Source organism: Lentimicrobium sp. L6 (assembly GCF_013166655.1).
Taxonomy (GTDB): domain Bacteria; phylum Bacteroidota; class Bacteroidia; order Bacteroidales; family UBA12170; genus UBA12170.
On sequence record NZ_JABKCA010000019.1, the window covers coordinates 41,235 to 63,682 of the forward strand.

16 protein-coding genes are annotated in these 22,448 nt (G+C 34.5%); 11 read left to right on the forward strand and 5 right to left on the reverse strand.

Translation table 11 applies throughout. From position 1 onward, the window contains the following. Positions 1–71: 71 nt before the first annotated feature. The 3 genes from HNS38_RS06760 to HNS38_RS06770 all read left to right on the forward strand — a co-directional run bounded on the left by HNS38_RS06760 (position 72) and on the right by HNS38_RS06770 (position 3,603). Positions 72–1,532: a hypothetical protein gene (locus HNS38_RS06760; protein ID WP_172282224.1), complete on the forward strand. Its 1,461-nt coding sequence runs from the start codon at positions 72–74 to the stop codon at positions 1,530–1,532. 168 nt (positions 1,533–1,700) lie between these two features. Further along, positions 1,701–2,792, forward strand: coding sequence for an amidohydrolase family protein (locus HNS38_RS06765; RefSeq protein WP_172282226.1), 1,092 nt, complete (start codon positions 1,701–1,703; stop codon positions 2,790–2,792). Positions 2,793–2,898: 106 nt separating this feature from the next. Continuing rightward, on the forward strand, positions 2,899–3,603 hold the full coding sequence (locus HNS38_RS06770; RefSeq protein WP_172282228.1) for a phosphoadenylyl-sulfate reductase: 705 nt from the start codon (positions 2,899–2,901) through the stop codon (positions 3,601–3,603). Between the two features lie 39 nt (positions 3,604–3,642). On the opposite strand, the gene HNS38_RS06775 is transcribed toward HNS38_RS06770, so the two are convergent. From HNS38_RS06775 to uvrA, 5 genes are all read right to left on the reverse strand, one after another. Beyond that, on the reverse strand, positions 3,643–6,033 hold the full coding sequence (locus HNS38_RS06775) for an ATP-binding protein (protein ID WP_172282230.1): 2,391 nt from the start codon (positions 6,031–6,033) through the stop codon (positions 3,643–3,645). A gap of 124 nt (positions 6,034–6,157) precedes the next feature. After that, a complete protein-coding gene (murA, locus tag HNS38_RS06780) occupies positions 6,158–7,462 on the reverse strand; it encodes a UDP-N-acetylglucosamine 1-carboxyvinyltransferase (RefSeq protein WP_172282232.1) in 1,305 nt (434 codons plus the stop codon). Positions 7,463–7,478: 16 nt separating this feature from the next. After that, positions 7,479–8,174, reverse strand: coding sequence for a DUF4290 domain-containing protein (locus tag HNS38_RS06785; RefSeq protein WP_172282235.1), 696 nt, complete (start codon positions 8,172–8,174; stop codon positions 7,479–7,481). Positions 8,175–8,273: 99 nt separating this feature from the next. Continuing rightward, positions 8,274–10,580 carry an ATP-dependent helicase gene (locus HNS38_RS06790; RefSeq protein ID WP_216663651.1) on the reverse strand — a complete coding sequence of 769 codons (2,307 nt, stop codon included), beginning with the start codon at positions 10,578–10,580 and terminating at the stop codon, positions 8,274–8,276. A 13-nt stretch (positions 10,581–10,593) separates the two neighbouring features. Further along, the gene (uvrA, locus tag HNS38_RS06795) at positions 10,594–13,413 is read right to left on the reverse strand and encodes an excinuclease ABC subunit UvrA (RefSeq protein WP_172282237.1); all 2,820 of its coding nucleotides are present in this window, start codon (positions 13,411–13,413) and stop codon (positions 10,594–10,596) included. A gap of 195 nt (positions 13,414–13,608) precedes the next feature. On the opposite strand from uvrA, the gene HNS38_RS06800 reads away from it, so the two are divergent. From HNS38_RS06800 to HNS38_RS06835, 8 genes are all read left to right on the forward strand, one after another. Then, positions 13,609–14,193 (forward strand): RNA polymerase sigma factor, encoded by a 585-nt coding sequence (locus HNS38_RS06800; protein WP_172282239.1) that lies wholly within the window; start codon positions 13,609–13,611, stop codon positions 14,191–14,193. Positions 14,194–14,253: 60 nt separating this feature from the next. After that, a complete protein-coding gene (locus HNS38_RS06805; protein ID WP_172282241.1) occupies positions 14,254–14,424 on the forward strand; it encodes a hypothetical protein in 171 nt (56 codons plus the stop codon). Positions 14,425–14,645: 221 nt separating this feature from the next. After that, a complete protein-coding gene (gene wecB / locus HNS38_RS06810) occupies positions 14,646–15,785 on the forward strand; it encodes a non-hydrolyzing UDP-N-acetylglucosamine 2-epimerase (protein ID WP_172346180.1) in 1,140 nt (379 codons plus the stop codon). Positions 15,786–17,331: 1,546 nt separating this feature from the next. Continuing rightward, on the forward strand, positions 17,332–18,606 hold the full coding sequence (locus HNS38_RS06815; protein ID WP_172346181.1) for a cytochrome b N-terminal domain-containing protein: 1,275 nt from the start codon (positions 17,332–17,334) through the stop codon (positions 18,604–18,606). 10 nt (positions 18,607–18,616) lie between these two features. Next, positions 18,617–19,072, forward strand: coding sequence for a ubiquinol-cytochrome c reductase iron-sulfur subunit (locus HNS38_RS06820; RefSeq protein ID WP_216663652.1), 456 nt, complete (start codon positions 18,617–18,619; stop codon positions 19,070–19,072). Continuing rightward, a complete protein-coding gene (locus tag HNS38_RS06825) occupies positions 19,073–21,337 on the forward strand; it encodes a multiheme c-type cytochrome (protein WP_172284374.1) in 2,265 nt (754 codons plus the stop codon). Positions 21,338–21,348: 11 nt separating this feature from the next. Then, positions 21,349–21,624: a hypothetical protein gene (locus HNS38_RS06830; protein ID WP_172346183.1), complete on the forward strand. Its 276-nt coding sequence runs from the start codon at positions 21,349–21,351 to the stop codon at positions 21,622–21,624. 17 nt (positions 21,625–21,641) lie between these two features. Beyond that, positions 21,642–22,445, forward strand: coding sequence for a hypothetical protein (locus tag HNS38_RS06835; protein WP_172346184.1), 804 nt, complete (start codon positions 21,642–21,644; stop codon positions 22,443–22,445). Positions 22,446–22,448: the final 3 nt, after the last annotated feature.

Consider the following 22,448-nt stretch of genomic DNA (forward strand, 5'->3'; position numbering starts at 1 on the left):
TCATTATTAATGTAGGAAAAGCATAATCAAAACAGGAATTAAATAAAATTTCAAAACTAAAAATAAATAAAATGAGAAAATTACTTTTATCGATGACCGCGGCAGTAGCATTATTGTTTACAGCTTGCGACAAAGACAAAGAACAAGACCAAGCTCCTGCTGAATCTGGCTTTGAATTCAAAATTGAACAAACAGACTTCAACTTCAAAAGTGATGTTCCAGAATGTGCAAACATTGAAATGGATTATGTAAAGTTCGTTATTGATGGTGTTACTTATACAAGTGATATTTATACTGTAGATGGTGAAATGCTAACTCAAGTTATCAAATTACCTGTTGGTGAATACACTATGTCTAGCTTCTTGGTTTATAATATCAACGGAACTCCAGCTGATGAGTCTGATGATATTTTAGTTAAAGCATCTCCACAACCAGGTAGCGAATATTATGATCTAATTGAAAACAAATTAAATCTTAATATTGCTGTTGAGGCTTTCTACAAAAAACAAATCACAGTTGATGTATTATGTTTTGAAGACCTATTCTATGAATCTTTCGGTTTCACATGGTTTCAATTTAACGATATCAAAATTGAAAAACTATGCTTCTTCGGTGATATTTGTACCGGTTGTTACGAAGACTTTGCAGGAAGTTTGTATGCAGATCAGCCAGAAGGCGTTCAAATGGATATGCCAGCCATTTTCCAAGTTAAAGTATTTAAAGAAGGTGAGTCTACTCCTATAAGAGTATTTGATAATACTTCATTTTTAGGTGTTGGTTCTTGTTTAGAGATATACTGGCCTAATGACTTAAGCAAAGAAGATAACTTTACATTCGAATTATGGGTTTTACTTCCAAGTGGTGATACTTTCGATTATGAATTGATTACTGTATGGGACGTTCAAGACGAGGTTGGTCCAAATGCTGGAGAAGACGGTGTTGTTGACTTTGTAATTGGTAGCTGTCAATATCAGAATTCTGATTATAATTTCCCTTACTGGATGAATCTTCCTGATGGTGAATTCACTATGGTAACTGGCGGTTCTTCACCTGGTTCACAAGGAACATATTTTGATGTGACATTCTCTGGTATAGGAAATGGTTATAATCTTTCAAATGGTACTTTCGGTGTTTATTGTGGAGACAAAGAAAATACAATTGGTTTAGGTCAAACTTTTAGCAATACCACAGCTTATAATTCTTTATCAACAACACTTCCTGATAATTTCCCACTAACATCTGAAGAAACCGTTATTGTTAACTATTTCTTCAACCATATTGGTGATTATATTGATGGTTGGGATTATGACAACCCATCAAGCTACGCAATTGTTCAAGATGTAATTTGGGGCATTACTGATGCTGATACTTTCACACCAAGTGGACAAGCTTTAACCATCTTAAATGATGTGATGGTTAATGGTGCTGGTTACGTGGTTCCTCCTAGTGGATACGCTGGTATTATCTTATGGGATAGTGGTCAAAACCCTGCAATCCAAATGATATTCACAGTTATTGATCCTTGTTTATAAGCAATATTAAAATATTTACAGGCGGCAATCTTAGGATTACCGCCTTTTTTTATGCCTGCAATTCACACCTGTTTTTTTACAAAAGAGGATTATTTTAGACGAACAACCATTATGGGATAAAGATTTACACTAACTTTATAGCCCAAATCATTTAAAATCGCTCGCATCATGTCATATACCATTTACAATTCGCATATCCACACTTTCCGAGATATAGATATTCCGCGTAAATTCTTACCTTTAGGATTGGTTCGATTATTGGCTAGTAACTTTGGTGCCAATATTTTCACTACGCTATTAAATCATGCAAATCCATTTTCGGAAAAAGATCTGCTTGACCGATATGTGAAATTTATCAAAATTGGGAAATTAAAAAGCCAAGAGAAGATATTTGAAGAATGCTCTAAATTCTATCCTGAAAAAACTCGCTTTGCAATTCTTCCTATGGACATGGCCTATATGGGTGCAGGTAAAGTTCCAAGATCATATATAAAACAACTCGATGAACTTGCCACAGTAAAAAAAAGATATCCCAATAAGGTCTTACCATTTATTCATATAGATCCCCGTAGACCAAATAGCTTAGAAATATTTAAAGAATACATAGAGCAACATGATTTTCACGGTCTTAAACTCTACCCTCCCCTTGGTATATTTCCATATGATGAACGACTTTATCCTATTTATGAGTATTGTCAAAAACAAAAACTACCAGTGATAGCTCATTGTAGTCCGAAAAATCCAGTGCATTATAAAGGAAGTAAAAACGAAATTTATGAGCTCCTAAAAAGATCCAAACTACACATTGATACAAAAAAGAAAAGTAAGAAAGAACTATGTTCATATTTTACACATCCCAACAACTACAAATATGTAATGACAGATTTTCCGGATTTAAAAATCTGTGCTGCCCATTTTGGCTCTGGAGACCAATGGAATGAATATATAGAGCAGCCTGGGAATCCAGATAATTGGTTTAGTATTATTAGAGAAATGTTAGAGCAATATCCTTATTTCTATACCGATATTAGTTTCACTATGAATGACAAGAGTTATTTTTCTCTTCTTAAGGTCTTGATGTGCGATGATAAAATCAATTCTAAAATATTATTTGGTTCTGATTATTACATGGTAGAAACCGAATCTGACGAAAGAAGGTTTGGAGTTGACCTAAGAGCATTTTTAGGAGAACAGAATTTCAGAAAGATAGCACATTCTAATTCGGAAACTTTTCTATGTAAATCGGCATTAAAACCTTAGGCTACTAAAAGCATTCTTTTATCACTATTCTCCATATTTAAAAATGAATAATAACTGATATATTACCGCTGAGAAATCCATATATTTGCAGCAAAATTGAATCATTATGACCCCAACAGATATCTCTGAAATAAGGAAAAAAGTAACTAACAAAAGTCCTGAAGAAGTAATTTCATGGTTTTTAAAAGAGTATAAAGGTAAGATTGCTTTATCAAATAGTATGGGAGCCGAAGATCAAGTGCTAACACATATGATTTGTCAAATGGACTCCTCTACTCCTATTTTCACATTGGATACTGGTAGGATATTCCCAGAAACCTATGATCTAATTGATAGAACTAACCAAAGATATGGAATTAATATTCAAGTGTATTTTCCAAAATATGAAGAGGTTCAAAAGATGGTGAATGAAAAAGGTGTTAATTTGTTTTTCAACAGTATAGAAAATCGCAAACAATGCTGCAATACACGAAAAATGGAGCCTCTAAAGCGTGCATTTAAAGGCTTAGATGTATGGATTTGTGGACTTAGAAGAGAGCAATCAGTTACTAGAACAGATATGCAAATAGTAGAATGGGACGAAAATAATGGCCTTCTTAAACTCAACCCTCTAATCGATTGGACCGAAGAACATATGTGGGGTTATATTAAAAAGAACAATATTCCTTATAACAAATTACACAATCAAGGATTTCCAAGCATTGGATGCCAACCCTGCACAAGAGCTATACAAGAAGGAGAAGATGTTAGAGCCGGACGTTGGTGGTGGGAAGACCCAGAATCAAAAGAATGTGGCTTACATGCAAAGTAGCATTTACCCTAGAAACATAACCCCGTTTCCTTCTTCTACCTAAGCTATTAAACTTTCAAGCAATGTTTTTAATTCAAATATTTGGTAAGGTTTATTGATGATGGCATCACATCCATCACTCAATATTTGATTTCTATATTTGATATCTGGCGAAGACATAATGAAAACAACTTTAGTACTTGCCTCTAATTGTAGTTTTAAATTTTCTTGAATCAAATGAAGAAGGTTAAATACATCACTTTGCTTTATTGGAGCTTCAACCAAAATAAAGTCTAATTTACCTGTTTTTAGAAGAGCAGAAGCGTGAGTTCTATTATTAGCAAATTTAGCTTGAATTCCAATTTCATCAAATTGACTTAAATACACTGATTTTAAGGAAAAATCTTCGAGAATAAAGAGTAATTTTTTATCGCTTAGCTTTTTAGAAAAAAGATTCTTCACCAAAGTCCTTGGTTTTAAATTCATCTCTTTTGAAAATACACCTTTATTAAACTTTACTTGAATAAAAAACATAGAACCCTCATTTACAACACTCTTTACACCTATTTCCCCATTAATAATTCCAGCTAATTGCTTGAGTATAGCAAATCCAACACCTTGGCTATTTAAAGTATAAAAATCATTCAAATCCTCACCAAATCTTATCTGATTTGGCATCTCTTGCGTCATTCCAACACCAGAGTCTTCTACTTCAAAAGAAATTTTTACCGAAGTCTCATAATCCTCTATCAATTTGGTTCTAATAATAATATTCCCTTGATTCGTAAAATATATCGCGTTAGTTACAAACTGTTCAATAATTAATTGAAGTTTATCCTCATCACCAATTAAATATTTAGGAACCATTTCATCCTTTTCAATTATCAAGTTTAAGCCTTTACTAATAGAATTCTCCAAATTCGCATTGACTATTAATTGAATAGTTTTATCAACATTAAAAACAGTGGAGGAGTATTCCTTTATATCATAGGGATAATCCCCTAATACAAAGTGCCGTTTTAATCGCTTATTAATCAAAATACTAGACTCCATTAGTTGCGATATCACCTCCTTATTTTCTTTAGTTTTATCTTTTCTACTTAACAATTCAACATTAGACAATATACTTTGTAATGGAGAACGAATTTCAAAATTAAACATATCAAAGTATTCCTTTTTACTATTTTTACTTCGATAAATAAATTCTTTACAATCCTTTACTTCCTTAGTCAAAATTTGAGTTTGGTTGAGTAATTGCTTTGTTGATTTCTCTCTCTTTTGATTAATCTCATTGATATCTTGCTTTAACACCTTTAAGGCATTATATATATCTTTATAATCACTACTAGGGTTATCCAAAACATTTTCCATTTCATAATCATCTGACCACAAAACCCCTCCAATAGCTTCGAGAATCTTTCTTTTTTCTACATCACTAGCTATTTTAAGTTTCTCATTTTCTTTTCTTAGAGCCAATAATTCATTAAAAACATCACCATTCTCCTTTTTATTTCCTTCAATTTCAGCGTTTTCTTTAAAATAAGTTTGGCCATATTTATGATTCAAAACTAACTTTACTGCCTCCTCAAATGAATCAGCGATTTTCACCTTATAGAACTTTGGATGAATGAGTTTCCCAAACTTAACAATGGCCTTCATAAATGAATTCAAACCATAAAAAACCATTAAATCTATTCGATTTATATTATTAATGATATAATTGGTAAAGTCTCTACGAGCTGACAAGCTACTACTCAATACCTCCGTATAATCCTGGATTCGATAATAATGGGCTTTCGTTCCTAATAATTTATAAACTACTTTATCAAAAAGCACATTTGCTGATAGGGAGTTTTCTTCTTCTATATAACCCACTGGCCGAGAAATAAAAATATTGGCATCTAAGAGATCTATTTTATAATAATATGAATTGCTTGGGTGCTGATAATTCCAACTCTTATCATGAATCATAATAAAACTCTTATCGATAATTTTAATATTATCCTTTATTATCCCAGTAAATGAGGAAGGTCCGATGGCTAAAGTATTCATTTTCTCTAGGCTACTTAACTCTTTAGCTTTGATTAATGCCTGATCTTCAGTATCAAATTCAAATACAGTAATATTGGAATCATTATGAAATAGTAAATGCAAATTTGCACTATACCCTATCTTTAATCCATATACAAGAATTTCGAAACCTTTATGTGGAAAGAAATTATTTTCAAAAACATATTGCTTGGCCTTAAACTCTATGGAAATAAATTCGTTTAAATCGAGAATTACATATATGGTTTGCTTATTCTCCTTTTCTTTAGAAAAATATTTTTCAATTTCTAACAGAGAAACCAATGACAAGTCACCTTTAATAGTAATCTTTATTAAATGCAAATCAAGCTCAACAATCTCTAAATTGTTTTTCTTAGAATTAATTTGATTTGCACTGTTCATATCATGATATCTTCAAGATGAGTATTAAAAGATTAAAATTACTTCTAATATAAAAAGAAAAATATACAATTGAACAAACCAAGGATTTCTAAGGATTAATGTACGGGTATAATGATCAAACGTTTTATATGCGTTTTATTTTTGCCCCTAGTTGATTAAGACGTTCATCTATATTTTGATAACCCCTATCTATTTGTTCGATATTATCAATAATTGAAGTTCCTTCAGCTGATAATGCAGCAATTAGCAAAGCTACCCCAGCTCTAATGTCTGGAGAGGTCATTCGTATACCATGTAGTTTATTTTGATGATCACTACCAATCACTGTAGCTCTATGAGGATCGCAAAGAATAATCTGAGCACCCATATCTATCAGTTTATCCACAAAGAACAGTCTACTTTCAAACATCTTCTGATGTACAAGTACACTACCCTTAGCCTGTATAGCGGTAACAATAGCAATACTAATTAAATCTGGAGTAAACCCAGGCCAGGGTGCATCAGAAATGGTAAGGATGGCTCCATCCCTATACTTTTGTACTTGATATGAATCTTGAGCAGGAACATATAAGTCATCTCCTCTTAATTCCATTTGTATTCCTAGTTTTTGAAATACTTGAGGAATAATCCCTAATTCCTCGTAATGTACATTTTTAATGGTAATTTCTGATTTTGTGATTGCTGCTAAACCAATAAAACTACCTATCTCAATCATATCAGGAAGCATAGTATGCTCTGTTCCTCCTAATCTATCAACACCAGTAATTTTTAATAAATTACTTCCTATACCATCTATTTTAGCTCCCATTCGACTCAACATACGTGCCAATTGGAGTAAATAAGGTTCACAAGCAGCATTAAAGATAGTTGTCTTACCTTTAGCCATTACACAAGCCATCAATACATTAGCAGTACCTGTCACACTAGCTTCGTCTAGAAGCATATAATTACCGGTAAGCTGTTTAGCTATTACCTCATAATAGTTACCTTCTTTATTATAGTTAACCTGAGCTCCTAATTTTTCCAATCCAATAAAGTGAGTATCTAATCTTCTTCTACCGATTTTATCACCGCCTGGAGTTGGAATTAAGGCTTTTCCAAACCTGGCCAATAATGGCCCCATAAGCATTACCGAGCCTCTTAGCATTCCACCTTTTTTAATGAAATTTTCAGAATGTAGATAATCTAAATTTACTTCATCAGCTTTGAAGCTAAATTTACCAGGAGCTAGTTTCTCAACTTTCACTCCCATTTCAGCTAAAATATCTATTAATTTATTGACATCACGAATGTCTGGAATGTTATTGATAATAACCTCCTCTGGTGTTAACAGAACAGCACAAAGAATCTGAAGAGCCTCATTTTTAGCTCCTTGCGGATGAATATCACCTGATAATTTATGCCCTCCCTCTATCAGAAATGAACTCATGGGAATGGTGTTTTTTTTAATTGGTTCTTTTTCTATTTGAAGTATAATTGCTTCGACCACTAGGACGATTATTATCGTAACGACCAGTCTTTTGCTTGTACTTACTATTGCTTTTGGATTGATAGCCACCTTTTTGCTGGCTACCTGTAGACTTCTTATTACCAATAATTTCTTGAGTACTAGGAAATACAAAATCATCAGGAACAGACAGTTTACCTCCACTCATTCTTACTAAATCATCTTTTATATGATCATCATCAACTGATGTACGATTCCAAGTAAGGTATGTTTTCTTTAAATTGTATGCGATCAATTTAATCAAGGCTTGCTTCTCTTCACCTTCCTCAAATTCACATGCTTTATCTATGATACCTTGTAAGTTTCTGCCATAAGTTCTAAATTTCAAGTTATCATCGGCATATTTCATTGGTTTGGGTTTAGCCGCAATCTTATCTCGGTCTGGCATTGGATATGGAGAATCCACATCTAAGTCAAAATTAGCGATAATATAAAAATGGTCCCAGATTTTCTGATTGTAATCGCCATAGGTCCCAGCTTGAGAATTCAAATTAGCCATTACTTTTACAATGTATTTAGCTGATTCTGTTCGCTTGTCTCTGTCTTCGATGCTCTTGGCATATTCTACCATTTTCTGAACATTACGACCATATTCTGGAATAACAAGTTTGTTTCGTGAAGTATTATAATCCATTAAAAATTTGTTAGGTGAAAAGATTCACTTTTTTGGGTAATATTATTAAATCCTGTAAATATTTGATGCTTATTGTAGGAAATCATTGCAAATATAAAATTATTTTACAATTCGAAGCCTTGCAAACCTTAAAATTAATTGTTTCTCTCCTTCTTTAAACTTCACTTTTGCCTTTTTATTGGCTCCTTGCCCTTCTAATTTAATAACTACACCTTGACCAAACCTTTGATGTTCTACATTCATTCCCTCAATAATATCATCTGGATCACTAGCTTTTAATGAGGATGTAGGTCTATTTACAATATTAGATGTAGGAGTACTTGTTTCTACTTTTTTGTAGGATGGTCTTGGAGGAGTTTTGGCTTCTACAGTTTTTGCTTTAATTCTAATTCCACCTCCCATGGGTTCCATTTTCTTGGGTTTCGGCCTTCTTGGTAAATCAAGATATTCTGGAGCTATTTCATCGATAAAACGACTTGGCTCACAATAATCTAATTTTCCCCATTTAAACCTAGACTCAGCATATGATATACTCACTTTCTTTTCTGCTCTAGTTAAAGCCACATAAAACAGCCTCCTCTCCTCTTCCAAATCAGCTCTAGAGTTTAATGACATCATAGAAGGGAAAAGGTTCTCCTCCACGCCAACAATATGCACAAAAGGAAATTCCAAACCTTTAGCTTGGTGGATGGTCATCAGAGAAACCTTTGGTCTATCATCTTTATCTTGCTCATCAGCATCTGTTAATAAAGCAATATCTTGCATAAATTCCTCCAGGGTTTTCACTCGTACTTCTCCAGTTACAGGATCAGCATTGTCTGTCTCCACAAACTCTTTAATACCGCCCATCAGCACTTCTACATTTTCGAAACGGGAGACTCCTTCAGGCGTTTTATCAATATATAAGGTGGATAATAATCCTGTTGATTTACCAATCTCTTGCCCTAAATCATAAGCATTTAAATCCTTCAACTGTGCCTTGAAACTTTCTATCATGGTCACAAAATCTACTAGTTTATTAGTGGTACCTGAATTCAATCCCAACTGCATAGATTTCGATTGCTTCATGATATCCCAATAAGGCATTCCATGTTGTCCACTGGCAACAATTATCTTTTCCATGGTGGTTTTACCAATACCTCGGACGGGATAATTGATGACTCTTTTCAAAGCTTCCTCATCGGCAGAATTGATAGTCAAACGGAAATAAGCCAATAAATCTTTTATTTCTTTACGCTTATAGAAAGATAATCCACCAAAAATGCGATAGGGTAAATTCAATCTCCTTAAGGCCTCCTCCATAGAACGCGATTGGGCATTGGTTCTATATAGAATGGCGAAAGAATCCAATGGTTTATTCTCATTCATCTGATCGGAGAAAATCTGATGAGCCACCATGCTTCCTTCTTCTTTATCGCTGCTGGCTCTAATCAGTTTTATTTTTTCGCCAACTTTGTTCTCTGTCCAAACTTTCTTAAAAATCTGAGCCTTATTATTATGAATTACGGTATTGGCAGCATTCACAATATTCTGAGTAGAACGGTAATTTTGCTCTAGTTTTACGGTTAAAAGCTCTGGATAATCTTTTTGAAAATTGAGGATATTTTCAATATTAGCACCACGGAAAGCATAAATACTCTGTGCATCGTCTCCTACCACACAAACATTTAAATTATTGGCTGACAGCTTCTTCACAATTAAATACTGAGAAAAGTTAGTATCTTGGTACTCATCCACCAATACATATTTAAACTTCTGCTGGTATTTATAAAGTACTTCAGGATAATCTCTAAACAGCACATTTATTTTAAAGAGTAAATCATCAAAATCCATTGCTGCATTGGCTAATAATTTCTTTTGATAGAGTCTATAAAGACTAGCTATTTGAGGTCTCCCACTGCTTTTATCTTGATTCATCAATTCCCCATTCTGAATGTAAGCATCAGGAGAAATTAAATTATTTTTTGCCGAAGAAATTCTACTTAAAACAAAAGAATCTTGATAAACCTTAGGATCTAGATTTTGAGATTTCACAATCCCTTTCATGGTGCTTTTACTATCATCGGTATCGTAGATGGTAAAATTGGAAGGAAAGCCTAAATAACTGGCTTCCACCCTCAAAATCCTAGCAAAAACAGAGTGAAAAGTTCCCATCCAAAGGGAACGAGCAATTCCATGCCCTACCAAATTACCGATACGCTCTTTCATTTCACGAGCTGCCTTATTGGTAAAAGTAAGGGAGAGAATATTAAAGGGATCTATTCCTTTTTTCAGTAAATAGGCTATACGATAAGTCAAAACTCTAGTTTTACCTGATCCTGCTCCCGCCACTACCATAATTGGTCCATCTGTTCTTACTACTGCTTCTTGCTGCTTATCGTTTAAACCACTTAATAATTCTTCCAAAATATGTCGTTTTCTAAAGTTCTAAATGTATTTTTAAGGATTGAGCGGTGTGGGTATCCGATTTCAATAAATCTTCCGGAAGCCCAGCAAATACAATTTCTCCTCCTTTGTCTCCTCCTTCTGGCCCCAAATCTATTATCCAATCCGCATTTTTCACCATATCTAAATTATGTTCTATCACAATTAATGAATGCCCTTGGTCTATCAATGCATAGAATGCCTTCAATAGGTTATCAATATCGTGGAAATGCAAACCAGTAGTTGGCTCGTCAAAGATAAACAAGATAGGGTCAATATTTTGGCCTTTAGACAAATAATAGGCCAATTTAATTCTTTGGGCTTCTCCACCACTTAGAGTACTGCTGGCCTGTCCCATTTTTAAATAGCCTAATCCCACATCTTGCAATGGCTTTAACTTATTGATAATGCTAGTCATGAGTTTATACTGTCCTTGATGTTCAGTAAAGAATTCCAAGGCTTGATTGATGGTCATATCTAGGATTTCAAAAACATTCTTTCCTCCAACTTGAACATCCAACACTTCATCTTTAAAACGCATTCCTTTACACTCTTCACAAACCAAACTGATATCAGCCATAAACTGCATTTCAATCTTCACCGTTCCTTCGCCTTCACAGGTTTCACAACGACCTCCTGGAATATTAAAAGAGAAATAACCAGGCTTATAGCCTCTCATAGTCGAAAGTTTTTCTTTAGAGAACAGTTGTCGAACATCATCCCAGGCTTTTACATAAGTAGCCGGATTGGAACGAGAGGAGCGCCCAATTGGATTCTGATCTATCATCTCCACATCGCTGATTCTATCGTAATCCCCTTTTAGCTGACCAAAGTTTCCAGTTTTTTGAGCATAGCCCCCAAAATGTTTCTTTAGGGCAGGATATAATATCCCTTTTACCAAACTCGTTTTACCCGAACCACTGACTCCAGTGACCACTGTATAATTATTGAGCGGAAACTTAACAGTTACGTTCTTCAGGTTATTCTCTACCGCATGAGTGATTTCAATATAATCTCTCCACTTTCGAGTATATTCTAAAGAGGCCACCTTCATCTTTCTCTGTATATAATGTGCGGTAAGCCCCTTTTCTTCTTTTTGTAATTCTTCCATATTGCCAGAAAAAACCAATTCTCCGCCTAAATATCCAGCCTTGGGTCCTAAGTCGATAATATGATCGGCAGTACGTATGATTTCTTCATCATGTTCTACCACTACCACCGTATTTCCTAAATCTCTGAGGTCTTTCAATACTTTAATCAATCGTGAGGTATCTCGAGAATGAAGTCCTATGGAAGGTTCATCTAAAATATAAATAGAGCCCACCAAATTACTCCCCAAAGAAGTAGCCAAATTAATTCTTTGGGATTCTCCACCTGATAAACTTCCAGCCAATCTATTTAAGCTTAAATATCCCAATCCTACATCAATCAAGAATTTCAATCTTCTTTTAATCTCTATAAGAATACGGCTTCCCAATTGCAAATCATGATCGTTAAGCTCTATTTTATCGAAGAATACTTTAAGATCAATTAACTGGAGCTTCACCAAATCACTAATGCTTTTTTCATCTATCTTTACATAATTGGCATCATGTCGAAGACGCGTCCCTTCACATTCAGGACATTCTGTTTTTCCTCTATAACGAGAAAGCATGACTCTATATTGGATTTTATAGGCTTGCTCTTCTACTTCTTTAAAAAACTCATTTAAACCAGCGAAATATTTATTTCCAGACCACAGAAGGCTATGTTCTTTCTTAGATAATTCACTAATGGGTTTATGTACTGGAAAATCAAAATGGTGTGCATTCATCAATAATTGATTTTTCCATTCGCTCATTTTCTCACCTTTCCAACAAGCAATAGCGCTTTCATAAACGGATAGGGATTTATCGGGAATCACCAAATCGGGATCTATTCCGATGATGGTCCCAAAACCATCGCAACGCTTACAAGCACCATAAGGATTATTGAAAGTGAATAAATTTAAGGAAGGTTCTTCAAAAGTAATTCCATCCAATTCGAACTTATTACTGAACTCATGAATGATTTCTCCTTCTGGGCTCATCTGATGAAGATGACAAATTCCTTTCCCTTCGAAAAAAGCAGTTTGAACTGAATCCGCAAGGCGCGACTCAAATTCATTATTATGTTTTACAACAAGTCTGTCAATTATAACATGAACAAGGCTATTCTTTTCAAGACCATCTATTTCTATAACCGTAGATATATTCTCCACTCGTCCATCTAATCCAACTCTAGTATAGCCTTGCTGAAGCATAATCTTCAACTGATCATAGAAATCCCTACCTTCTGGTACTTCCGCAGGAGCTGAAATCATTAATTTACTTCCTTCAGCCCATGATAAAGTTTTATCAATAACATCGGCCACAGCATGCCTTTTCACCACTTTACCACTAATGGGAGAATAAGTCTTACCAACTCTAGCGAATAAAAGTTTAAGGTATTCATAAATTTCGGTACTCGTGCCAACCGTAGAACGAGGATTACGAGAAATCACTTTTTGCTCAATAGCAATGGCAGGTGATATGCCTTTAATATACTCCACATCTGGTTTATCCATCCTCCCCAAAAACTGGCGAGCATAACTACTTAAACTCTCTACATAACGTCTTTGTCCTTCGGCATAAAGCGTATCGAAGGCCAATGATGACTTTCCAGAGCCGCTAAGTCCCGTTATTACGACCAATTTATTACGAGGAATGGCCACATCTACATTTTTTAGATTATGGATATGCGCATTCTTTATAAGTATATATTTCTTAGGATCAAGCTTTTCAAGGTTGATTTGCATTTAAAACAAGGTTTTTTGAGGTTGTTTTCACAAAATTCCAGCAAAATTATTAATTAAATTTGCATCTGAGTGTTTTTTTTCCTTAATTTGCGTTGATTAAAACACGTTTTATTAACAATCTTAAATCTTTGGAGGATACCATATAGAATAAATCTCTACTCTTTATAGAAAAATCAAATCAAAAAAGGAGGTTTTATGAATGCGCTCACACCAAGTGATAAAGAGCTCATCAGAGATTATTTGAATGGCCGCGAGTCTTCCCTTGAGAAAATCATTCTCAGACACAAAGATAAACTCTACGCTTATATATTTACCATGGTTAAATGTCATCAAACTACCGATGATATCTTTCAAGATACCTTTATAAAGGTAATCAACACCCTAAAAATGGGCACTTACAATGAAGAAGGAAAGTTCATTCATTGGGTAACTAGAATTGCTCATAACTTAATTATCGATCATTTCAGAAGAAATAACAGAATGCCAATTCAATCACAAAAAGATGATCAAGATCCTTTTGAGAGAATCTATTTACCTTCCCCTTCTGTGGAGGATTTATTAATAGAAGAGCAAATACATAAGGATGTAAAAGCTCTAGTAGAAGAATTACCAGCAGACCAAAAAGAGGTTTTAAAGATGCGTCATTATATGGGCATGAGCTTTAAGGATATTGCTGATTCTACTGATGTTTCCATCAATACAGCCTTAGGCAGAATGCGTTATGCCATTATTAACTTACGTAAGTTTGCTTCGGAAAGAGATATTATTTTAACACGTTAAACAATAAGCTTCGACTTTTGCCGTTTCCTTTAGGAAATAAATAATAACAAAAGTCGATTTATGAATAAATTTTACACTCGAGAAGCAAAAACCATATCAAGTAAACAAGAAGGAATAAAGATCAAATCTGGACCTTCGGATATGGCCATACAAAACATCCTAAACTACTCTCGTGCACTTAATGTGATGAAGAGTAGAAGAAATCAGACAATAGAAATTGTCTTAAACTAAGATATAAAACCAGGCTTGAAGTCTGGTTTTTTTATGCAGTGTGATTTGCACCAAGTTGTTTGAACTAGGGATTTATTTGCCACTCATTAAAGGCTTAAAATTGTTAAAACCTTTGCTATTTCGACAAGCTCAATGACCTAATGAAACCAAGAACAAAGTGACGCTTTTACTTTACAGTATTCAACAGGTTTTTTATTAATTTCGCATCATAAAGCAAAAGCATGAAGAAAATCGTTACTATTATTGGGGCTCGCCCACAAATTATAAAAGCAGCAGCATTAAGCAGAGCCATTAAAAATCACTTTCAGGACCAATTGAAAGAGATTATTGTTCATACGGGTCAGCATTATGATGCGAATATGTCGGAGGTGTTTTTTGAGGAGTTAAGTATTCCACGTCCTGATTATAATCTGAATGTGGGTTCTGGGAAACATGGTGAGCAAACTGCTAAGATGATTCAAGGGATTGAAGAAATTCTAATTAGCGAAAAGCCCAATGCTCTGGTTTTATATGGTGATACCAATTCTACATTAGCTGGAGCCATTGCTGCTAGCAAAATCCACATTCCTATAGTTCATATCGAAGCCGGACTGCGCTCTTTTAATAAAAGCATGCCCGAAGAGATCAATAGAATTATGTGCGATCATGCTTCTACCCTTTTATTCTCGCCTACTCCCACTGGATATCGTAATTTGATAAATGAAGGATTTAAAGAATTAGAGGAGGGCCCGTTTAGTGTAGATCGTCCTAAGGTTTATCATTCTGGCGATGTGATGTATGATAATAGTTTACACTTTAGCACCTTGGCCAAAGAGAAGTCGAGCATTTTGGTGGACGAGAAATTGGAAGCTGGAAGTTTCATTCTGGGGACCATACACCGCGATAATAATACTGATATTCCGGAGCGATTGACAGCTATTTTTGAAGCTTTATTAGAGATTGCCCAAGAAAATAAAATCATATTACCGCTTCACCCACGCACCAAGAAAAAGATGCAGGAAGTCCTCTCCCCTGACTTGTTAACACAAATTACTAATTGCCAGAACTTACAATTGATAGCACCGGTCTCCTTTTTAGACATGGTCTTATTAGAAGACTCCTCAAAAATGATTATTACCGATTCTGGAGGGGTACAAAAGGAAAGCTTCTTCTTTAAAAAACCATGTTTGATATTAAGACCAGAAACCGAATGGGTAGAAATAGTAGAAGCAGGCGCTGCTCGTATTTGTGATGCTGATAAAGACATCATTTTAAAATCTTATAGAAACTTCATGTCAAACCCTCCTCAAGACTTTGAAGGGATTTTTGGAGATGGTCAAGCTTCTAAGTTTATTTGTGGGGAGATTTTGGAGTGCTTATAAATAGAAATCTGTATTCTGTTTTTATATTGGCTATTGCACAAAGGAACACTAAGCAGTCACAAAAACCACAAAGAAAAACCTCCACAAAAGGAATATAGTTACTCCAGCCGGCAGGAAATTCTTTCTTCGAATCAAATTTCTTCTGGCCGATTTTTAAAGCAGAATAAACTCATATACTTGTGTTTATTAAATACTCTAAACTTTCAAACTGTTCTTCAGCACCCATGAAATTTAGCTTTCGTTAGGAGCTACCTTTTCTTTAAATTGAATTTTCAACCTTAGAGTTTAAAAAAATAATCCTAGAACAAGTATGCTGAAACCTGTGAATAAAATGAAAAGTATTGTCAAAACAGAAAACAATGAACCAGAATCATAATATTTTATTCTTTTGTCCATTAAAGCATCGTACAAATCCGTAAAGCTTTTCAAATCGTAAGATTTATACCAAATGCGTTGTTGCAAGATAACAAGGACCATTGGAACCAAAAGTATTATCCCAACATCAAAATTATCTAGATCACTAGTTATCAAGAATCCTAATTCGAATACAAACCCTATTAATATGATTAGCCCTTTTATGAAATTTGGCCAAGAGAAAGACATATTTGGTTTAACTATACTGCTTTCTAAATTGCCATCTTGATAAATTATGCTCTTGCAACACTCACAAATCGTTTCCACTTGTGGCTGAATTTGCACATCTCTTTTACATATTGGGCAAATCATTTTCAGAATTTAAATTATATATTACATCATTGTTTTATTATGGTTGTCCATAACTGAATATAAGCTCACCTCAGACTCAACCGCCACCAAAGTTAAAAAACCATACCTTAAAAAGATAAATTATTTATCAACAGTTAGACGTTAAAATTCCAAATCTAAGAAAGTGAAAAATTATCAAGGTTTAGTTATTAATTTGATACGCACATAATTCAAATAAGGTGCGTACATAAATTCTATTACAAACGTACATAAAACCAATTAGTGTTCGTCTATAAAGTCCAAATCGTCCTTGTAGCTCAAAATCCAAATCCTCAAATACACAAGTATTTTACGGATTGAATTTTTCACACATCTAGAACCGATTAAAAGGAGCTCATGAACACAAAACATACTGTACTATTTGTGAGTAATTTGAACTTTATTGTTCAAACGTCCTACATTATGGATAGATTGTAATTATTCAAAAAAAACAAGAAAAACCGCTACTAAGAAAACTTAGTTAAACAAGTCGGCAGATATCATTTCTTCGAATCTTCTCCTTCTGGCCGACTTTTAAATCAGATAGAATTCATTTACCATGGGTTAAAACCCATGGTAATTCATATTGAATTACTGACGCATCGGTTAATGACGATACTATCATTATCGCTACATTTATCGTAGCGTCCAGCATCATTCCAAACCTACGGCATTTTTTAATCACTATATTTCCATACCTACTGCAAACAAAGACAAGAAAAAACAAGTCCAATTATTATATCATTCCCTAGAAATTCCCTATTATTGTATACTCATTTAACAGGTATATAAACCAAAATCAATGACCGCTAAATCACCGAAGAAATCTTACGGTATCTTCACCACTTTTTTACTGCATTTACATCCTCCATTGGTGGATAAATCTGCTATAAAATTCACTCGAACTTTTGGACTAGGAGGCATCAATGCTTTACTATTTATCATATTGGCTATTACCGGCATACTCCTACGATTCTCCTATTTACCGGCACCAGAACAAGCTTACGAAAGCATACTAAATTTGCAGAACCAAACTTTCTTGGGTGGACTCCTCCGAAACCTTCATCATTGGTCGGCTAAATTGATGGTGGTGACTGCATTCTTGCATCTGCTTCGGGTTTTCTTTACCCAATCTATCTATTTTGAACGAAAAAAAAACTGGTATTATGGTCTTTTGCTTTTTGCAATAGTTCTGGCATTTAACTTCACGGGATATTTACTTCCCTGGGATCAGCTTTCATTTTGGGCCGTTACTGTAGTGAGCAATATGCCTTCTTATATCCCATTTATTGGCGATGGCTTGTCCAACTTCCTTAGAGGAGGACCAGAAGTGGATGGCCACACTTTATTGAATTTCTATAATCTACATACCTCTATTCTTCCCTTGCTTTTTGTGGTGATGATGTCGCTTCACTTCTATTTAGTAAGAAAAGCAAAAGGCGTTACCGTTCAAAATCCAGAGGAAAGAGAAATGGTGAAAGTAAACCCTAATTTAGTGATACGAGAAGCATTAGTAGCCTTAGCTTTGTTTTTAGGTCTATTGATTTTCTCCATGATTTTTGCCGCGCCTCTTTTGGATTATGCAAATCCACTACTAAGCCCGAATCCCATTAAAGCACCTTGGTATTTTGCGGGTATGCAAGAATTATTGATACATATTCATCCCACCTTGGCTATTCTCATTGTCCCTCTTAGCTTGATCGGGTTTCTATTATGGATTCCGAATCAAAAGATTAATACTCAGAATATTGGAAAATGGTTTTATAATGAAAGAGGCAAAAGCTTACTGCTTTACTCCTCCTTACTCTCTGCCTTCTTTACATTTGCTATAGTATTAGTCAATGAATATTTTCTCACTGAAATGCTTTTATCAGGCCCTCCTCTTATTTTGGGCTTGGTGCCTTTCTTACTTTATATTGCATTGACTTTGGGCATTATATTCTTCCTCCAAATGAAATTTAAAATCGATAAAATTGAATTATTCAATGCTTTGTTTAGCATCATATTTTGTTCTTATTTAATATTGAGTATCATCTCCATCTATTTCAGAGGAATCAATATGGAATTAATATTTTAGCACCATGACCATGAAATTTAATAGAAGAGGATTTATAAAAAAAGGCGTCATTGCATTGATTGGTGCTCAACTGGGATATCTGTTTTTTGATTCCTTTAAAAAGAAAGGGGAAAATGAGGAAGACCAGCATTGGTATGAGGTAGGTCCCATCAGTAATCTAGAAGCCAATACCATTTATCCTTTCCAGAGTGGGCAATTCTATCTTTCAGTATTGGAGGATGGTGGAATATTGGCATTCTCTGTAAAATGCACCCATTTGGGCTGTGTGATTCAAGCTCAAAAAGATGGCTTTATCTGCCCTTGCCATGCTTCATCATTTAATAAATATGGCGAAGTGATGTCGCCTCCAGCCACTCGCGCCTTGGATACTTTCGACATCAAAGTAAGAAACGGAATCCTTTTCGTTGATCATCAAAATGCAAAGAAAAGATCTCAATTCGAAAAACCTCAAATCACCTACGCCTAAATGAAAGATAATCAAAAATATAAAAGAATCATACAGCTCTTAGGCTTTCTCGCCTTAGTGATGATTCCCCTATACTTGCTTTTACAGGTTTATGTTTTTCCTCAAGAAGATTCTTCCACTCCTAAAGAACCTCAATATGTAGGAGGACAAGTATGTCTAGAATGCCACCAAAAGGAATTTGAAGACTGGAAAGGTTCTGATCATGATTTAGCTATGACTGAAGCTACTGAAGAATTCGTACTGGGAGACTTTTCCGATGCTGAAATCAATAGAAATGAAATCATCCATAAAGCCTATAAAAAAGGTAAAGACTTTTTTGTCCTTACAGATGGAGCTGATGGAGAAATGCAGGAGTTTCAGATAAAATACACCTTTGGACATTATCCTTTGCAGCAATATTTAGTAGAATTTGAGGAAGGTAGATTACAAACATTAGCCTTAACTTGGAACAGTAGAGACAGTAATTGGTATTATATGGCCGATTCAGTTTATAGAGACATGAACGTGAATCACGAGAACTGGCTGCATTGGACCAATCAATCACAAAACTGGAATTCCATGTGTGCCGATTGTCATTCTACCAACCTTAAGACTGGTTACCAACACGAAAGTCAATCTTATAATACCACTTGGTCGGAAATCGATGTGAGCTGCGAAGCCTGTCATGGACCTGCTTCTGAACATATGATATGGGCCGAGAAACCTGAGTATTTGCGCTCAAGAGAAGCGAAAATGGGTTTAAGTGTTCAAACCTCTAATATTGATAATGAAGCTTTTGTAAATATTTGTGCCCGTTGTCATTCACGCCGAGCCTCATTATCTGATTATGCTCCCCATGATCAAAGTATGTATAATCACATGATTCCTGTATTACCGGTGGAGCCTCAATTTCATATCGATGGTCAGATTTTGGATGAAGATTATGTTTTTGCATCCTTCACCCAAAGTAAAATGTATATGAACGATGTGAAGTGTAATGATTGCCATAATGTACACAGCGGCCAACTTATTTTACAAGGAAACGCACTTTGCTTACAATGTCACCAGGCAGATACTTATGACAGTCCTCAACATCATTTTCATAAGGCAAAAGGGGAAGACGGTAAAGGCTTAATATCTGAAGCAGGTGAGTTTTTCGATGTTGGAAGTGGCACCGAATGTATCAACTGCCACATGCACGGACAAAACTATATGGGAGTGGATTATCGCCGCGATCATAGCTTTAGAATTCCTCGCCCGGATTTGACAAAGAAGCTAGGTTCTCCCAATGCTTGTAATCAATGTCACACCCAAGAAACTGCTGACTGGGCACAAACTTATATAGAGAAATGGCATGGTAGCAGTAGACCATTTCAATATGGAGAAGCTTTTCACAATGCCAATTTGGAAACCCTAGGTTCCGATGAGCAATTGATTAAGATGATAGAAGATGAATTATATCCTCTCAATATCAGAAGTGCTGCCATCATGTATTTGGGGCAACAAAGCCATCCAAGAACTAAGGAAATCATATATCAATCCTTAAAAAGCATTCATCCGCTCATTCGTATTTACAGCATCAGGAAGATGGATGTGCAAGACCCTGACGATTTAGAACAACTCTTCCCGCTTCTTTATGATGAAACTAAGGCCGTCAGAATAGAAATGGCCTCTAAGCTTGCTCTTATTCCTGCAGAATATATTCCTGAGAAACATAAAGAAATGCTCCAAAAAAATGGAGAGGAGTATTTGGAGGTTCTAGAATTTAATAGCGACTTTCCTTTGGGCAAATATAATTTGGGTAATTACTATTATAATAGAGCCGATCATCAGAATGCTGAGAAGTATTATTTAATGGCATTGGAGCAAGATCAAGATTTGCATCAGTTAAAAATGAATTTGGCCATTATGTATAGTGGGATTGGCAGAGCTGTGGAGGCCGAAGAATTATTGGCCAACTATATTGAAGCCGTGCCTGAGGATTATTCGGTCTATTATAATTATGGTTTGATATTGGCAGAAAACAAGAAATATGAGGAGTCTATAAAATACTTAAAAATTGCTAGTGATCAACTTCCTCAAAATTCCAGAGTAGATTATAATATTGCCATGCTTTATGAGTTTGAAAAGGACTTGAAGAAAACCGAATTCTATCTTTTGAAAGCCCTAAAGAAAGAAAATAGTGAAAACAATTATTCCAATTTATATCAGTTTTATAACAGAACACAACAGCAAGTTAAGGCTGAAAAATTGGCGAATGAAATTCGAAATGTATTTAGGGAATAATATATAATATTATGGGATTTGCAGAATCAGGAGCTACAAGATTAAAAAACAATAGGAATTTGATTGGCCAAAAGGCTAAAATGAATGATGCTCATTTGAAACTTGGAAAATCGAATAAAAATACGAAGAAGCATAAAAATAAAATGACGAAAGATGAATTTGATAGATTCAAATTTGAGCTTCAAAATAAAAAAGAAACGGATAACAGAAGATCGGTTCTAACTTTAGTGTTTTTAGCTTTATTAGCCATATTATTTGTTGTTCTATTATTGGTGTTTTTAAATTAAAAGAAATAAATTAAAGCATGAAAATCAAAAAATACCTCCTCATTCTATTCACTCTTGTATTGACCATTAATATGAGAGCTCAAACTTTTGATGATTTAATTATCACAAAAGAACAGGACACTATTCAATGCAAAATCACCTTAATCAATGATTATAGCATCTTCTATGATTACAAAAAGAAGAAAAATACTAAATCTACTTATATCTCAAAAGCAGAAGTTGAAGAATACTTATCGGAGACTTACAAGGTAGATGAAAACCTGAAATTCTCAAGGAATTACCCTAGCTGTGATACCTGCAAAAACTGGATCGTATTAAAATCCGATGATACTTTATTTTATAATATCAAATTGAATTTACTCATAAAAGAGGGATATCACTTTAGCGAATTTCGAGTTAAAGAAAAAGAATCCATTTCATATTATACTTTTGACGTCATTAAATCAGCTCTTTGGAATAATGCATATTATTATTCCTTTAACTTATCGAATAGGGAAATCTTTGACTCAGAAAATAAAAATATTTTACAAAACGTTCTTCAAAAGGAGTTCGTTGGTTATGAAAAATATAGTGGACGATTAAAAATAGTCGAGTTCTTTTATGAAATTCTTCAATTTAACGACTATAGTACACACATAGAACTTGGTTATTGTATCCTAGATAAATCAGAATATGTCTATATCCCCAATAATAGAAAGGAATTCATTGAAGTGATGAGAAAATATATTACTGAAAATCCGAAATTACTTGAAGCCATAGAAAATAAAGAGTTCAAATACAAAGATCTTGAAACGATAATAAAAATCTATAATCTAGAGTAGTAT

Bases quoted from the DNA above. Each gene is read 5' to 3' on its own strand.
- HNS38_RS06760 (WP_172282224.1), top strand. From the start codon at position 72: ATGAGAAAATTACTTTTATCGATGACCGCGGCAGTAGCATTATTGTTT.
- HNS38_RS06765 (WP_172282226.1), top strand. From the start codon at position 1,701: ATGTCATATACCATTTACAATTCGCATATCCACACTTTCCGAGATATA.
- HNS38_RS06770 (WP_172282228.1), top strand. From the start codon at position 2,899: ATGACCCCAACAGATATCTCTGAAATAAGGAAAAAAGTAACTAACAAA.
- HNS38_RS06775 (WP_172282230.1), bottom strand. From the start codon at position 6,033: ATGAACAGTGCAAATCAAATTAATTCTAAGAAAAACAATTTAGAGATT.
- murA (WP_172282232.1), bottom strand. From the start codon at position 7,462: ATGAGTTCATTTCTGATAGAGGGAGGGCATAAATTATCAGGTGATATT.
- HNS38_RS06785 (WP_172282235.1), bottom strand. From the start codon at position 8,174: ATGGATTATAATACTTCACGAAACAAACTTGTTATTCCAGAATATGGT.
- uvrA (WP_172282237.1), bottom strand. From the start codon at position 13,413: ATGCAAATCAACCTTGAAAAGCTTGATCCTAAGAAATATATACTTATA.
- HNS38_RS06800 (WP_172282239.1), top strand. From the start codon at position 13,609: ATGAATGCGCTCACACCAAGTGATAAAGAGCTCATCAGAGATTATTTG.
- HNS38_RS06805 (WP_172282241.1), top strand. From the start codon at position 14,254: ATGAATAAATTTTACACTCGAGAAGCAAAAACCATATCAAGTAAACAA.
- wecB (WP_172346180.1), top strand. From the start codon at position 14,646: ATGAAGAAAATCGTTACTATTATTGGGGCTCGCCCACAAATTATAAAA.
- HNS38_RS06815 (WP_172346181.1), top strand. From the start codon at position 17,332: ATGACCGCTAAATCACCGAAGAAATCTTACGGTATCTTCACCACTTTT.
- HNS38_RS06820 (WP_216663652.1), top strand. From the start codon at position 18,617: ATGAAATTTAATAGAAGAGGATTTATAAAAAAAGGCGTCATTGCATTG.
- HNS38_RS06825 (WP_172284374.1), top strand. From the start codon at position 19,073: ATGAAAGATAATCAAAAATATAAAAGAATCATACAGCTCTTAGGCTTT.
- HNS38_RS06830 (WP_172346183.1), top strand. From the start codon at position 21,349: ATGGGATTTGCAGAATCAGGAGCTACAAGATTAAAAAACAATAGGAAT.
- HNS38_RS06835 (WP_172346184.1), top strand. From the start codon at position 21,642: ATGAAAATCAAAAAATACCTCCTCATTCTATTCACTCTTGTATTGACC.